This window comes from Brachybacterium sp. GCM10030252, from assembly GCF_042666535.1.
In the GTDB taxonomy this organism is placed as follows: domain Bacteria; phylum Actinomycetota; class Actinomycetes; order Actinomycetales; family Dermabacteraceae; genus Brachybacterium.
Genome location: NZ_JBHTDM010000007.1, coordinates 24,990 through 38,195, shown reverse-complemented (window position 1 = coordinate 38,195; position 13,206 = coordinate 24,990). Strand labels below are relative to the sequence as shown.

Here is a 13,206-nt window from a genome sequence, read left to right as displayed (position 1 = left end):
AGCGATGAGCCGCCGGGTCGTGATCTCCTCGGTGACGGGCAAGCCCATCGCCTGGGACGAGCCCGAGGACGACGAGCCCGGCGAGTCCGAGCCGGAGCGTCGCCCGATCGTGCCGGACCGCCTGGCCGAGGAGGCCCCGGAGCCCGGGGCCGACGAATCCAACGATCACCGCATCGCCGGAGACGTCCCGCCCCACTGGGGACCCGGGCGGTGAAGTCCGTACCTGCGGTGTCGCCGCATGGCGGTCGTCCCGGCGAGTGCTCAATGCTCCACGATCTGCAGTCCTTCATCCGTGGACGGTTCCTCGAGCGGAGACGCCAGATGCTCGTTGCCGGCGCGATCGATGAGGTGCACGAAGCTCGCGCCGTCGACCCGTCGTTGCTGTGCCCGCCGGGTGGACTCCTCGAGCGACGTGGTCAGTCGGTGCAGCACAACCTCAGCGCGCTCTGGTACCGCGCGTTCGAGCGCCCAACTTCGGTGGGATACTGACCACGCGTTCCAATCCAGCACGACCTGGATGTCCGCACGCAGAACCTGCTCGGCGACAGACCAGATCAGCTTCCGGGCCTCGGCCGCACTCTCGCCGTAGGCGGGGTCATCCAAGGCCAGACTCGGATACAGCCGCAGCATCCACTCGTCCAGCGTGAAGCGGACCGCCGGGAGTGTGTCCTCCAGATGCCTGGCGAGCGTGGTCTTGCCGGATCCGGCCAATCCGTACATGAGATGAACGCGACGATGCATGATCCCGACCTTAGACGTCCCCACAGCACCCGCCCCGTACGCTAGCGGCCATGACGGACCCCGCCTCTGCCCCCTCGGAGAACGCCGCCTCGGCGGAGCCTGGCCGGGAGCCGGCTCTGCCGCAGCACCGCAACCCCCTGGGGAACCTGCTGCGCGGAGCGCTCATCGGTCTGGTCGAGACCATCCCCGGAGTCAGCGGCGGAACGGTCGCCCTGGTCACCGGGATCTATGACGAGCTGATCGACTCCGGCCACCACGTCACCGCTGCCGCCCGCCGGCTGGTCACCGGCCCGGATCGCCTCACCTCGATGCGCCGGGAGCTGCGGGCCGTCTCCTGGATCCTCGTGATCCCGCTGCTGATCGGCATGGGCGCCGCCGTGCTGACCCTGGCCGGCCCGGTCTCACACCTGGTCGAGACCTTCCCGCAGACCATGCGTGCGCTGTTCTTCGGACTGGTGCTCGGCTCGGTCATGGTTCCCGTCCGTCTCTCCGGCGGGGCCTGGCGGGGCGCGGAGTACCTCCGCTTCGCCGTGGGGGCGGTCATCGCGTTCGCGCTGACCTCGCTGCCCACCGCCTCCCTCGAGCCGAGCCTGTGGATCATCGCGCCCGCGGCCGCCCTCGCGGTCAGCGCCCTCGTGCTGCCCGGCCTGTCGGGCTCCTTCATCCTGCTCAGCCTGGGGCTCTACCAGCCCGTGCTGCAGGCCGTCGACCAGCGGGACCTCGGCTTCATCGCCTGGTTCGGGCTGTGGGCCTGCGTGGGCCTGGTGGTGATGGTCAAGCTGCTGCGCTGCGTGCTGACCCGCTACCACCGCAGCACCATGGTGGTCCTCGCCGGGCTGATGGTCGGCGCCCTGCGCAGCCTGTGGCCGTGGCAGGACGAAGCCGGATCCCTGCAGGCGCCCGACGCCGACTGGCTCGCGCTGCTGGGTCTGGCGGTGCTCGGTGTGGTCGCCGTGCAGCTGCTGATCCTGCTGGAGAAGCGCACCGTCTCCGAGCACAGCTGAGCCCGCGGCGACGGGGCGGGAGGCCGTTCGCGCCCTCCCTGTTCGGGCACCCGCCGTACCCTGGTCGTCATGACTGCATCCTCCTCGCACCCCGCCGCCCACACCTCTGCCGAGCAGTCCGGTCCGGACCTCTCCGGCGTGCGGATCGCGCTGATCGGAGCCGGCAACATGGGCGGCGCCGTCGCCCGTGCCTTCCTCAGCGCGGGCGTAGCCGCCGAGAATCTGCAGATCGTCAACTCGACCTCCGCCAGCAGCGAGCGGGCCGCCGCGGAGCTCGGCGCCACCGCCGCCTCCCGCTCCGAGGCGCTCGAGGGGGCCGATGTCGTCGTCCTCGGGGTCAAGCCGTACCAGGTCCTGGATCTGCTCTCCGCGATCCGCGACTCCCTGCCCGCCGGCGCCGTGGTGATCTCCCTGGCCGCCGGCGTCACGATCGCCGCTATGGAGGCCGCCCTCCCGGCCGGTATGCCCGTCGAGCGGGCGATGCCCAACACGCCGATCGCGGTGGGGGAGGGCGCCGTGGGCCTCATGCGTGGCACCAGCGTCGAGGACGCTCAGCACGCCCTGGTCCACGCCCTGTTCGCCCGCGCCGGCGTCGCCGTGGACATCGCTGAGGAGCAGGTGCATGCCTTCATCGGCGCCGCCGGGTCCCTTCCCGCCTTCACCTACCTGATCATCGAGGCGATGACCGACGAGGCCGTCCGCCTGGGCCTGAAGCGCGATCTGGCCGCCTCCCTGATCCAGCAGACCGTGCGCGGCGCCGCGACCGTGCTGAGCGAGACCGGTGCCCATCCGGCGGCGGCCAAGAACGCGGTCAGCTCTCCGGGTGGGACCACCGTCCAGGGCCTGGCCGCGATGGAACGCGCCGGGGTCCGTGCGGGCGTGGCCGGTGCGATGGCCGCCGCCGCGGACCACTCCCGGCAGATGGCCGGCGACTGACCGGCGTTCCCGGGCGCCGGGCCGATGACCGGGGGCTGACAGGCGGTTCCAGGGCGCCGGGCCGGGCGTTCCGGTCGACTACTGGCGTGTGAGCGGGAGCCGTGGCGTATATGGCATCGGTTCCCGCTCCTCGACCAGTAGTCGACGGCCCTCCCGGTCACCATTGAGGCTGGGCCGGGCCGCAGCAGGGTGGGGCCGGCGCCGCGCTCAGGGCCGGTTGGAGAACTTCTCGATCAGATCCGTGTGCCCGGAGACGATCACCAGGTCGTGGGGGTCCACCATGGTGTCCGGCGCCGCGTAGGTGAAGTCCTTGCCCGGGGACTTCACGCCCACCACGGTCACGCCGAAGGTGGCCCGGATATCGGATTCGGCGAGGGTCTTGCCCTGCACCTCGCGCGGCGGCCGCATCTTGACGATGGCGAAGTCGTCGTCGAACTCGATGAAGTCCATCAGGCGCCCGTTGACCAGGTGCGCGACCCGCTTGCCGGCGTCGGCCTCCGGATAGACCACGTGGTGGGCGCCGATGCGCTGGAGGATGCGGCCGTGCGCTGTGGAGATGGCCTTCGCCCAGATGATGGGCTTGCCGAGATCGACCAGGTTCGCGGCGATCAGCACGCTGGATTCGATGGAGGTGCCCACGCCGACTACGGCGACGGAGAAGTCCGAGGCGCCCACCTGGTCGAGGACCTCGGGCTGGGTGGCGTCGGCGCGGACGACATGGGTGAGCTGGCCGGAGTACTTCTGGACCAGGTCCTCGTGCTCGTCGATCGCGAGGACCTGGGTTCCCAGCCCTTCCAGCGTGACGGCGATGGCGGCGCCGAAACGGCCCAGGCCGATCACCAGCACTCCCTCATCGCGTGCGCGGCGCGCCATGTCTCCTCCTCGTCCCCGGCAGGTCACCGCGGGGTCCGCGGGCCGGGCGGGCACAGTCTACGAGGTCCGCGGACGGGCCCGCCGGGGATCAGCCGACGATCGGGCGCTCCTCGGGGAACTGGACCATCCGGCGGCGGTGACGCAGGGCGAGGGCGGCGCCGAGGGTCGTCGGCCCCAGACGGCCCACGTACATGCACGCGATGATCACGTACTTCGCCTCGGTGGGCAGCTGCGAGGTGATGCCGGTGGACAGGCCCACCGTGCCGAAGGCGGACAGCGACTCGAACAGTGACTCGTCCAGCGTGAACGTGGTCATCCGCAGCAGCAGGAACGTCGCCATGAACACCCCGGCGGCGCTGAGGACCAGGACGCCGATGGCCTGACGGATGGTCTCCTGGGGAATGCGTCGGCCGAACGCCTCGACGTCGGGATTGCCGCGCAGCTCCGCCCAGATCGACAGCACCAGCAGGGCGAACGTCGTCACGCGGATGCCGCCCGCGGTGGATCCCGAGCCGCCGCCGATGAACATCAGCAGTTCGGTCAGCAGGTGGGACTCGGCGGTCATCTGCCCCACGTCCAACGTGGCGAAGCCGCCCGAACGGGGCATGATCGAGGCGAACCCGGAGGCGAGGATCTTGGTGCCCAGCGGCTGGCCGCCCAGCGTGGCGGGATTGGTCCACTCCAGGATCAGGAAGCCGAGCCAGCCGATCACCAGCAGCAGACCGGTGGTCGCCAGGGTGAGCTTGGCGTGCAGGCTCCACATGTGCGGGATGCGGAGCTTCTTGACCACCGCCAGGATCACCGGGAAGCCGAGCGAGCCCGCCAGCACGGCCAGGCCCACCGGCACCGAGAAGAACGGGTCCCCGAGGTACTGGCCGACTCCTTGGGCCTCGGGCACGAAACCGGCGTTGTTGAAGGCGCTGACGGCGTAGAACAGGCCCAGGAACAGGGCCTCGCGGACACCGTGATCGTTGAGGATCATGTACGGGGTCAGCGCGATGAACGTGGCGATCTCGAAGGCGGTCGAGGTGATCACGATGATGCGCAGCACCCCGCCGACCTCCGCCAGGCGCTCGGCCCTGGTCTCCTGCGCGGTGATCATCCGCTGGGCGAGGCCGAGGCGATGCATCACCGACAGGCTCAGCAGCGAGGCCAGCGTCAGCAGCCCCAGGCCGCCCATCTTCATCGCCACGATGATGATGCTCAGGCCCAGCGTCGACCAGTTCGACCCGGTGTCCACCGAGACCAGGCCCGTCACGCAGATGGCCGAGGTGGCGGTGAACAGGGCGTCGACGAAGGCGGTGCGCTGGCCGTCCGCGGAGGCGGCGGGCAGCGACAGCAGGCCCGTGAACAGCGCGATCATCAGCGTGAACACACCGAGGGCGGCTCGTGCCGGCGTGAGCTTGAACAGGGGAGCCAGGCGCTTCCACCAGTCGTCGACCGGGATTCCGAGCGGTCCGAGCACGCGCCGCAGCGCGGCTCTGGCCTGCCGTCCGGTCATCGCTCCCCGTCTCGTCATCGTGCGGCCGGCCGCAGGCCGGCTCCGCTGGCGTCCTCCCGCGGCAGGTCGCCGCGCTCGGGGCAGTCTATGAGACCGCGCCGGGCATCCGGCCGCACCGGGCCGCTCGTGGGTACGCTTCGACGCATGCCCGATGCCGCGCCCCTGTCCGCCCCGACTCCGCACGCCGGCCCCGGCTCCGTCCCGGACGCCACCGGCCTGGTGCGGGACGATGCCCTGTCCGAGTACGACTTCGGTCCCTACCATCCGATGTCCCCGGTGCGGCTGTCGCTGACCTTCGAGCTCGCCCGCTGCGCAGGGCTCCTGGATCGGCCCGGCGTGGAGTTCCTCGAGGCTCCCGTGGCCACCGACGAGCAGCTCGGTGCCGTGCATGAGGCCGCCTATATCGCGGCGGTGAAGCAGGCGTCGCTGCCCCAGGACCTCGGTGCGGCCGACGAGCTGATCCACTTCGGCATCGGCGGGGACGACGTGCCGGCCTTCCCCGGGATGCACACGGCCTCCGCCCGCATCGCCGGAGGCTCGATCGCGGCGGTCGACGCGATCCGCTCCGGCCGGGTGCGTCGCGCGGTCAACATTGCCGGGGGCCTCCACCATGCCCGGCCCGGCAGCGCCTCTGGGTTCTGCGTGTACAACGACGCGGCCGTCGCGATCCAACACGCCCTGGCCCAGGGGGAGGAGCGGGTGCTGTACGTGGACGTCGACGTCCACCACGGCGACGGCGTCGAACTGGCCCTGTGGGACGAGCCCCGCGCCGTCACCCTGTCGATCCACGAGACCGGCGAGCGCCTGTTCCCCGGCAGCGGCTTCATCCAGGACACCGGGGGAGCGGGCGCGCAGGGATCGGCCATCAACGTACCGCTGCCGCCGCGCACCACGGCCGACGGGTGGGTGCGCGCGATCCGCGCCACGGTGCCCGCCCTGGTGCGGGCCATCCGCCCGACGCTCCTGGTCACCCAGCATGGGGCCGACACCCATCGCGTCGACCCCCTGGGGGACTTCAGCGTCTCCCTCGAGGCCCAGCGCGAGGTGATGATCATGCTGCGCGAGCTGGCCGACGAAGTCTGCGACGGCCGCTGGCTGGCGCTGGGAGGTGGCGGCTACGCGGTGATCGACGTGGTGCCCCGCTCCTGGGCGCAGCTGATCGCGGTGGCCACCGGGGACCCGCTCGAGCCGGACGCCGCGCTGCCGGCCTCCTACCTCGAGGCCGAGAGACGGGCCCGCAGCGCGCACGGGCTGTCCCCGGATCCCGGGATCCGTACCTTCGGCGACGGGCGCGCGCTCTCGGCTCGCGACTGGGCGACGGGCTACGACCCGGCCGACGAGCTGGACCGCGCGGTGCAGGCGGCCCGGCGCGCCGCGTTCCCCGAGTGGGGACTGGACCCGTACCTCGACTGAACCGGCTGGACCAACTGAACCGGCTGGACCGAACCGCTTGAACCGGCCGAACCAGCTGGACCGGACGAACCGGCTGGACCGTCTGCGTCAGCCCTGGCCGGGTGGCCGCGCGTGCTCTCGCCGCCGGCCCTGCTGCCGGCGTCGCCGCCCGGCCTCGCTGGCGCGGGATCCGATCCTGAGACAATGTCGCCACGTCGGCCCGGCACCGGGTCGTGCGCGCACAGCCTTCGGGGAGAACGATGACGATGAAGCCGACCGCGGTGCTCGACACCTTCGCCGAGCACCTGGCCACCGTGGATCTCCCGCTGCCCGTCGACGGCGCCGAGCAGGCCCGCGGGCAGGTCACCTCCGCCCGGTCCCAGCTCGCCGACCACGTCGTCCCGCGGCTGGAATCGCTGGACGCCCCGCTGCTGGTGGTCATCGGCGGCTCCACCGGCGCCGGCAAATCGACCCTGGTCAACGCCCTCGTGGGCGAGACCGCCAGCCGCTCCGGCGCGATCCGGCCCACCACGCGCCGGCCCGTGCTGCTGCACAATCCGGCCGACGAACCCTGGTTCACCGGCACCCGCATCCTGCCGGGGCTGGCCCGGGTCCGCGCCGGCGGGGAGGCCGGTGGCCGTGGCGCCACGACCGGCGCCGTCTCCGACACTGCGATCGCCGGTGGGTCCGTGCCGGGCGGACCTGCGCCGGTGGCGAGGCCGGGCCCCGATGAGGAGGCTGCCGGCGATGTCCATCCCGCCACCAGCCTCGAGCTGAGCGCGCAGGCCCGCGTGCCCCAGGGCCTCGCCCTGCTCGATGCTCCCGACATCGACTCGGTGGCCGCCGGGAACCGTGAGCTGGCACGGCAGCTCCTGCGCGCCGCGGACCTGTGGCTGTTCGTGACCACCGCCAACCGGTATGCGGACGCGGTGCCGTGGGAGGTCCTGCGCACCGCCGCCGAGCGCGACGTGAGGGTCGACGTGGTCATGAACCGCATCCCCGACCGGGAGGGCGTCTCCGAGGAACTGGCCACCGACCTTCGAGAGATGCTCGAGCGCCACGGCATCGACGTCACCCACCTCTTCCTGGTCCACGAGACCGAGCTCGACGAGCAGGGGATGCTGCCCCCGGCCGAGATCGCCGAGCTCCAACAGCACTTCTCCGCGCTCGCCGCCGACGCCGGCGGCCGGGGCCGGATCGCCCGCCGCACCCTCGCCGGCGCCATCGCCGGGCTCGCCGGGTCCGCGCGGGAGATCGCGTCGCACGCCCGCGCCCAGGAGGCCGAGCGGCAACGGCTGCGCGACGAGGCCCTGGCGGCCTTCACCGGCGCCCGAGAACGGATCGACGAGGCCCTTGGCGACGGTTCTCTGCTGCGCGGCGAGGTCCTCGCCCGCTGGCAGGACGTCGTCGGCACCGGCGAGTTCTTCCGCGGCGTCGAGAACCTCGTCTCGCGGGTGCGCGACCGCATCGGCCTCGCCATCAGCGGCAGACCGGCCCCCTCGGTCGCCGCCGAGCAGGCTCTGGGCACCGGTCTGGTCCATGTCGTGATCGACGAGAGCGCCCGCGGGGCGGAACGGGCCGACGCCTCCTGGCGCGCCACCCCGGCGGGCCGCTACCTCGCCGAGGGCCGGGATCTCTCCCGGATCCCGGAGGGGTACCGCGAGCAGGTCTCCACCGCCATCCGCGCCTGGCAGGGCGACGTGCTGGAGCTCGTGCGCTCCGAGGGCGCCGACCGCCGCACCAAGGCCCGCCTGCTCTCCCTCGGTGTGAACGCCGTGGGCGTCGCGCTCATGGTCGTCGTGTTCGCCTCCACCGCCTTCGTGCCGACGGGGCTGGAGGTCGGCGCGGGTGCCGCGACCGCTGTCGTCGGCCAGAAGCTGCTGGAGACGATCTTCGGGGAGGAGGCGGTGCGCCGGATGGCGCGAGTGGCCCGGGAGCGTCTCAGCTCCCGACTCGACGCCCTGGTCGCCGACCGCTCCGGACCCTTCCTCGACCTGCTCGACGAGCTCGGCGATCACGGCTCCGCCGACCTCCTGGAGGCCGACGCCGACGCCCTCGACCAGCTCGCCGGAACCATCCGGGAGGATGCATGAGCCGCCGTCCCGATCGCACCGGCCGCCCCGACCGCACCACGGGTCGCAGGCGTGGCCCGGCCCCGCTCGCCGAGCGCATCGACGCCCTCGAGCGCTCCGCGGATGCCCTCGAGGGCATCGCCCCCGGCGGCGACGTCGAGGCCGTCCGCGACCTGCTGGACCGCATCGACCGACGTCGGGCGCTGTCCGCCGAGCACACGGTGATCGGCGTCTTCGGGGCCACCGGCTCGGGGAAGTCCACGCTCGTCAACGCCCTGGTCGGCACGGAGATATCTCGGGCCGCCGTGCGCCGGCCGACCACCGCCCGCCCGGTCGCAGCGGTGCTCGGCGCCGCCGGCAGCGACCCCCTGCTGGACTGGCTCGAGGTCGAGGAGCGCCATCACCTCGACGGCACCGGCGTCACCCTGGAGGCCGCGGCCGCGCCGGTGCCCTCTCGTCGGCGCCGGAGGCGCAGGGACCGTGGCGCGGACCCTGACGGGGCGCAGAGCAGGGCGGCGAACGGGGACGGCGCCGACGACGGGACCCCCGGGATCGTGCTGCTGGACCTGCCGGATCTCGATTCGGTCCAGGCCGACCACCGCGCCATCGCCGAGCGCATGACGGGCATGGTCGATGTGATCGTGTGGGTCACCGACCCCCAGAAGTACGCCGACGCCGTCCTCCACCACGACTTCGTGCGCCCCTACGCCGGTCACGACGCCGTCACCGTGCTCGTGCTGAACCAGATCGACCGGATCCGCGAGAGCGAGCGCGAGGAGGTCCTGGCCTCCCTGTCGGGCATCGCCCGGGCCGACGGACTGGACCAGGCGCCCGTGCTGGGGACCTCCGCGAGCACCGGCGAGGGCGTGGATCAGCTGCGCGAGCAGCTGGTTGCCATCGCCCGCACCCGCGAGGCCACCGCCGCCCGTCAGCGCGCCGATGTCCGAGGCGGCGCCGAGCGGCTGCTCGAGGCCGCCGACCCGTCCGGGATGCCCGGGCAGGTCCCGCAGGCGGAAGTCTCCACGCTGGTCGAGGACCTGGCCACCGCGGCCCGGGTCGAGCCGGTGGCCCAGGCCGTCGGCGCCTCCTACCGCTACCGCGCCGCCGGGCAGGTGGGCTGGCCGCCGCTGCGCTGGGTGCGCCGGCTGCGCCCGGATCCGCTGGGCCGGCTGGGCATCGGCCGCCGCCGTGACGGTGAGGGGCTGGAGCGCACCTCGCTGCCCGAGCCCGATGCGGCCACCCGGGCCCGCGCCTCCGGCGGGGTGCGCCGGTTCGCCGATGCCGCCTCGGTGGGCGGCAGCGATCCCTGGCGGGCCGCGGTGCGCCAGGCAGCCCGCTCCCGGGAGGAGGAGCTGCCCGACGCCCTGGACCAGGCTGTCGCGGGCGCCGATCTCCGCACCGCGACGGCCTCGTGGTGGTGGCCCGTGCTGAACATCCTGCAGTGGCTGGCCGTGCTCACCTGGGTGGTGGGCTTGGGCTGGCTGGTGCTGAACGCCGCGCTCGCCTTCTTCGCCATCCCTCCGCCGCCGATGCCCATGATCGAGGAGCCGTGGATCCCGATCCCCGTGCCGACTGCGCTGATCGTGCTGGGGATCGCGGCCGGCGTTCTCCTGGCTCTGGCCGGGGGAGCGGTCGCCGCGCTCGCCGGCGCCGGCCACCGCCGCCGGGCCCGCACGGTGCTCACCGCCCAGGTGCGCGAGGTCGCCCTCAGCCACGTGGTGGCGGGCGTCGACGCCGAGCTCGAGCGCGCCGAGCGTGCGGCCGGGGACCTCGCGCTCGCGCGCGGCTAGCTGACTGCGTGCGATCTCGCTCACGCGCGCAGGCACGTGCGAGCGATATCGCTCACCCGCGGAGGGATCTGCAGGCTCGCTGTGTAGAATGGCTGGTCGACCGTGGCGGCGGACCGCGCACCACCTCTGTGGAGACCCCGCGGGCCGCGCACTCCTGATCCGCTGCATCATCCCGCAGGCGTGGCCTGCAGAACAGAGGCAACCTATGGGTTCTGTCGTCAAGAAGCGACGCAAGCGCATGTCCAAGAAGAAGCACCGCAAGCAGCTTCGCAGGACTCGTCACCAGCGTCGCAACAAGAAGTGAGCACTGTGTGATGCACGACGGCCCCCGTCCTCGGACGGGGGCCGTCGTCGTCTGCAGGCGTCTTCGGGCGCGCCCGGTCGGGCTCTCAGGCCCGTCCGGTCAGGCGCCGCCACCACGGACGCTTGCGCAGTGTGGCGCGCAGCTGATCAGCCTCGACGCGGTACTTCGCGAACACGGAGCCGTCCACGATCACCACGGGGACGTCGTAGTCCCAGTCGCGGCGGAGGGTCTCGTCCTCATCGATGTCGCGCACCTCGACCGCTGTGCCGGCGCGATCGGCCTCGGCCCGCACCACCGGCAGGGCCTCCTCGCACAGGTGACAGCCGTCCCGGGTGAGGTACAGGATCCGGGCGTGCGGATCGGCAGGGGAGGGAACGCGCGGCGTGTTCATGGCTGGCACCATATCGAGCGGACCGGGGACCCGGTGCCGGGGGTGGTGGCACGAACATGTAGCTCAGCGGACCGTGCCCTGCGCTGAGAGGGGGCACGGTCCGCTCAGCTACACCTTTGTGCCAGGCCCTCCCGCGACGAGAGCGCCCGCCCCGCGACGAGGACGGGCCGCCCGCACGAAGCGGACGGCCCGTCATGCACGCCGGTGCCGGCGCCGCCGGCTTCGGGCGGGAATGCTCCTGCGGCCGATGGCTCGGACGCGGCGGATCAGGCGGCGGTCGGTGCCGTGAACTCCGCCTCGATGCTGATCTTGACCTCGTCACCGACCAGCACTCCGCCGGCGGCGAGGGCGGCGTTCCAGGTCAGCCCGAACTCCTTGCGGGAGATGGTGGTCTCGCCGGTGAAGCCCGCGCGGTAGGTGCCGAACGGGTCGGTGGCGGCACCCTCGTAGGAGAAGTCGAGGACGACCGGCTTGGTGACGTCGCGGATGGTGAGATCGCCGTGGAGCTTGTCGCCCTCGAGCTTGGTGGAGACGAACTTGATGTCGGGGTAGGTCTCGGCGTCGAAGAAGTCGGCGCTGCGCAGGTGGTTGTCGCGGTCCTCCTGCGAGGTGTCGATCGAGGCCGTCTTCAGGGTGGCCTGGAAGGACAGGTCCTCGGAGTTCTCGCCGACGACGAGGCTGCCCTCGATGTCGGTGAACTGGCCGCGCGCCTTGGAGATGCCGGCGTGGCGCACCATGAAGCTGGCGGAGGTGTGGCCGGGGTCGAGGGTCCAGGTGCCGGGGGTGAGGTCGTTCATGCTTCGTCTCCTTGGGATCGAGGCTGACAAGAGATTCGGCCGTTCACCGAACTCGTGCTTGAAAGATAAACTATACTCGGGCGAGCGGCAACGGCAGTGCCCTCGGAAGAAGGAGACAGTGATGCAGGACATACAGTCAAACGGTGCGGATCGGGCGTCGACGCCCGAGGAGCTCTGGCTGACCCACGAAGAGCAGGCGGCATGGCGCAGCTTCCTCTACGCCACGGCGCTGCTGAGCGACCGGCTCTCCGAAGCGCTGCAGGCGGATCCGGAGATCGACCTGACCCTCGGCGAGTACGAGATCCTGGTGCGCCTGTCCGAGGCGCAGGACCGCTTCCTGCGCATGTCGGAGCTCGCCGACCAGGTCGTCCACTCCCGCTCCCGCCTCACCCACACCATCGGCCGGATGGAGAAGCGCGGCCTGGTCGAACGGGTGCGATGCTCGGCCGACGGTCGCGGCCGGCAGGCTCAGCTGACCGAGGCGGGGCAGGCGCTGCTGGAGCGCGCGGCGCCGACCCACGTGCGCTCGGTGCGGGATCTGCTGCTGGACGTGATCGGCCACGACGACTTCCTGGAGCTGGGCCGGATCCTGGGCCGCGCGGTGCCCGAGGGGGCGCCCATCGCCCTGGGATGTCCGGCGCCTCACCCGCAGGAGCCGCCGCAGAGCTGATTCGGAGAAACGGTTGGTACCGTGAAGCGGCTCGGAGTAGGGAGGACCTCGCTCTCATGACCACCACCACCGTTCACCTCGTCCGTCACGGCGAGGTGCACAACCCGGATCGCATCCTGTACGGACGCATGCCCGGGTACCGCCTCAGCGAGCGCGGCGCACAGATGGCCGAACGCGTCGCCGGCCACCTGGCCGACTCCGACGTTGCCGTGGTGCGCTCCTCCCCGCTGCTGCGTGCCCAGCAGACGGCCGCGCCCATCGCCGCCGCTCACGACCTCGAGGTCACCTCCGACCAGCGGCTCATCGAATCGGGCAACCACTTCGAGGGCCACCGGATGGGCCACGGCCAGGCACGGCTGAGGGACCCGCGCAACTGGCGCTGGTTCGTCAACCCGACCCGACCCTCCTGGGGCGAGCCCTTCCGTGAACAGCTCCAGCGCGTGATCGCCGCGGTGCACGACGTCCGCGCCGAGGCCGAAGGGCACGAAGCGGTGCTCGTCCTCCACCAGCTGCCCATCTGGCTGATCCGCCGCAGCGCCGAGGGCAAACCGCTCTTCCACGATCCGCGCCGGCGCCAGTGCGCGCTGTGCTCGGTGACCAGCCTGCGTTTCGTCGGCCCCCACCTGGCCGGCGTGGACTACGCCGAGCCGGCCGCCGAGCTCTACGCGGGGGCGGTCGATGCGACCGGAGGTCGCCTGACGTGAGTCCGCGCTCCCTGCCGTCCCCGTTCTCCGA

Annotated in this window: 14 protein-coding genes; 9 read left to right on the top strand and 5 right to left on the bottom strand. The window is 72.2% G+C overall.

Going from position 1 to position 13,206, the window contains the following annotated elements; all coding sequences use genetic code 11:
- The first annotated feature begins 4 nt into the window (after positions 1-4).
- A complete protein-coding gene (locus ACFQRJ_RS06480) occupies positions 5-214 on the top strand; it encodes a hypothetical protein (RefSeq protein WP_377018169.1) in 210 nt (69 codons plus the stop codon).
- Between the two features lie 47 nt (positions 215-261).
- On the opposite strand, the gene ACFQRJ_RS06475 is transcribed toward ACFQRJ_RS06480, so the two are convergent.
- On the bottom strand, positions 262-720 hold the full coding sequence (locus tag ACFQRJ_RS06475) for an AAA family ATPase (protein WP_377018427.1): 459 nt from the start codon (positions 718-720) through the stop codon (positions 262-264).
- Between the two features lie 71 nt (positions 721-791).
- Between ACFQRJ_RS06475 and ACFQRJ_RS06470 the strand changes: the two genes are divergently transcribed.
- Together ACFQRJ_RS06470 and proC are read left to right on the top strand one after the other, a co-directional pair.
- A complete protein-coding gene (locus tag ACFQRJ_RS06470) occupies positions 792-1,745 on the top strand; it encodes a DUF368 domain-containing protein (RefSeq protein ID WP_377018168.1) in 954 nt (317 codons plus the stop codon).
- 69 nt (positions 1,746-1,814) lie between these two features.
- Positions 1,815-2,681 (top strand): pyrroline-5-carboxylate reductase, encoded by an 867-nt coding sequence (gene proC, locus ACFQRJ_RS06465; protein ID WP_377018167.1) that lies wholly within the window; start codon positions 1,815-1,817, stop codon positions 2,679-2,681.
- Between the two features lie 207 nt (positions 2,682-2,888).
- Here the strand turns inward: proC and ACFQRJ_RS06460 are convergent, their stop codons facing one another.
- Both ACFQRJ_RS06460 and ACFQRJ_RS06455 read right to left on the bottom strand, forming a co-directional pair.
- Complete coding sequence (locus ACFQRJ_RS06460) at positions 2,889-3,554, bottom strand: potassium channel family protein (protein WP_377018166.1); 666 nt, start codon at positions 3,552-3,554, stop codon at positions 2,889-2,891.
- Positions 3,555-3,642: 88 nt separating this feature from the next.
- Positions 3,643-5,055 (bottom strand): TrkH family potassium uptake protein, encoded by a 1,413-nt coding sequence (locus ACFQRJ_RS06455; RefSeq protein ID WP_377018165.1) that lies wholly within the window; start codon positions 5,053-5,055, stop codon positions 3,643-3,645.
- Positions 5,056-5,199: 144 nt separating this feature from the next.
- Here ACFQRJ_RS06455 and ACFQRJ_RS06450 point away from each other — a divergent pair, with 144 nt between their 5' ends.
- From ACFQRJ_RS06450 to ACFQRJ_RS06435, 4 genes are all read left to right on the top strand, one after another.
- The gene (locus tag ACFQRJ_RS06450) at positions 5,200-6,468 is read left to right on the top strand and encodes an acetoin utilization protein AcuC (protein WP_377018164.1); all 1,269 of its coding nucleotides are present in this window, start codon (positions 5,200-5,202) and stop codon (positions 6,466-6,468) included.
- 239 nt (positions 6,469-6,707) lie between these two features.
- Positions 6,708-8,540 carry a dynamin family protein gene (locus tag ACFQRJ_RS06445; protein WP_377018163.1) on the top strand — a complete coding sequence of 611 codons (1,833 nt, stop codon included), beginning with the start codon at positions 6,708-6,710 and terminating at the stop codon, positions 8,538-8,540.
- Positions 8,537-10,309, top strand: coding sequence for a GTPase family protein (locus ACFQRJ_RS06440; protein WP_377018162.1), 1,773 nt, complete (start codon positions 8,537-8,539; stop codon positions 10,307-10,309). Before ACFQRJ_RS06445 ends, ACFQRJ_RS06440 begins: the two co-directional genes overlap by 4 nt.
- A gap of 205 nt (positions 10,310-10,514) precedes the next feature.
- Positions 10,515-10,613, top strand: a complete 99-nt coding sequence (locus tag ACFQRJ_RS06435; RefSeq protein ID WP_377018161.1) for a 30S ribosomal protein bS22 — start codon at positions 10,515-10,517, stop codon at positions 10,611-10,613.
- An 85-nt stretch (positions 10,614-10,698) separates the two neighbouring features.
- On the opposite strand, the gene ACFQRJ_RS06430 is transcribed toward ACFQRJ_RS06435, so the two are convergent.
- A complete protein-coding gene (locus ACFQRJ_RS06430) occupies positions 10,699-11,004 on the bottom strand; it encodes a glutaredoxin family protein (RefSeq protein WP_377018160.1) in 306 nt (101 codons plus the stop codon).
- Between the two features lie 266 nt (positions 11,005-11,270).
- The gene (locus ACFQRJ_RS06425) at positions 11,271-11,801 is read right to left on the bottom strand and encodes a YceI family protein (protein ID WP_377018159.1); all 531 of its coding nucleotides are present in this window, start codon (positions 11,799-11,801) and stop codon (positions 11,271-11,273) included.
- A 121-nt stretch (positions 11,802-11,922) separates the two neighbouring features.
- Here ACFQRJ_RS06425 and ACFQRJ_RS06420 point away from each other — a divergent pair, with 121 nt between their 5' ends.
- Complete coding sequence (locus tag ACFQRJ_RS06420) at positions 11,923-12,471, top strand: MarR family winged helix-turn-helix transcriptional regulator (protein ID WP_377018158.1); 549 nt, start codon at positions 11,923-11,925, stop codon at positions 12,469-12,471.
- Positions 12,472-12,527: 56 nt separating this feature from the next.
- Positions 12,528-13,175, top strand: coding sequence for a histidine phosphatase family protein (locus ACFQRJ_RS06415; RefSeq protein WP_377018157.1), 648 nt, complete (start codon positions 12,528-12,530; stop codon positions 13,173-13,175).
- Positions 13,176-13,206 lie beyond the last annotated feature (31 nt).

What these genes read in the sequence shown, in the direction of transcription:
- proC (WP_377018167.1), top strand. Translation starts at nt 1,815, where the DNA reads ATGACTGCATCCTCCTCGCACCCCGCCGCCCACACCTCTGCCGAGCAG.
- ACFQRJ_RS06480 (WP_377018169.1), top strand. Translation starts at nt 5, where the DNA reads ATGAGCCGCCGGGTCGTGATCTCCTCGGTGACGGGCAAGCCCATCGCC.
- ACFQRJ_RS06425 (WP_377018159.1), bottom strand. Translation starts at nt 11,801, where the DNA reads ATGAACGACCTCACCCCCGGCACCTGGACCCTCGACCCCGGCCACACC.
- ACFQRJ_RS06435 (WP_377018161.1), top strand. Translation starts at nt 10,515, where the DNA reads ATGGGTTCTGTCGTCAAGAAGCGACGCAAGCGCATGTCCAAGAAGAAG.
- ACFQRJ_RS06430 (WP_377018160.1), bottom strand. Translation starts at nt 11,004, where the DNA reads ATGAACACGCCGCGCGTTCCCTCCCCTGCCGATCCGCACGCCCGGATC.
- ACFQRJ_RS06450 (WP_377018164.1), top strand. Translation starts at nt 5,200, where the DNA reads ATGCCCGATGCCGCGCCCCTGTCCGCCCCGACTCCGCACGCCGGCCCC.
- ACFQRJ_RS06445 (WP_377018163.1), top strand. Translation starts at nt 6,708, where the DNA reads ATGACGATGAAGCCGACCGCGGTGCTCGACACCTTCGCCGAGCACCTG.
- ACFQRJ_RS06475 (WP_377018427.1), bottom strand. Translation starts at nt 720, where the DNA reads ATGTACGGATTGGCCGGATCCGGCAAGACCACGCTCGCCAGGCATCTG.
- ACFQRJ_RS06415 (WP_377018157.1), top strand. Translation starts at nt 12,528, where the DNA reads ATGACCACCACCACCGTTCACCTCGTCCGTCACGGCGAGGTGCACAAC.
- ACFQRJ_RS06460 (WP_377018166.1), bottom strand. Translation starts at nt 3,554, where the DNA reads ATGGCGCGCCGCGCACGCGATGAGGGAGTGCTGGTGATCGGCCTGGGC.
- ACFQRJ_RS06440 (WP_377018162.1), top strand. Translation starts at nt 8,537, where the DNA reads ATGAGCCGCCGTCCCGATCGCACCGGCCGCCCCGACCGCACCACGGGT.
- ACFQRJ_RS06470 (WP_377018168.1), top strand. Translation starts at nt 792, where the DNA reads ATGACGGACCCCGCCTCTGCCCCCTCGGAGAACGCCGCCTCGGCGGAG.
- ACFQRJ_RS06420 (WP_377018158.1), top strand. Translation starts at nt 11,923, where the DNA reads ATGCAGGACATACAGTCAAACGGTGCGGATCGGGCGTCGACGCCCGAG.
- ACFQRJ_RS06455 (WP_377018165.1), bottom strand. Translation starts at nt 5,055, where the DNA reads ATGACCGGACGGCAGGCCAGAGCCGCGCTGCGGCGCGTGCTCGGACCG.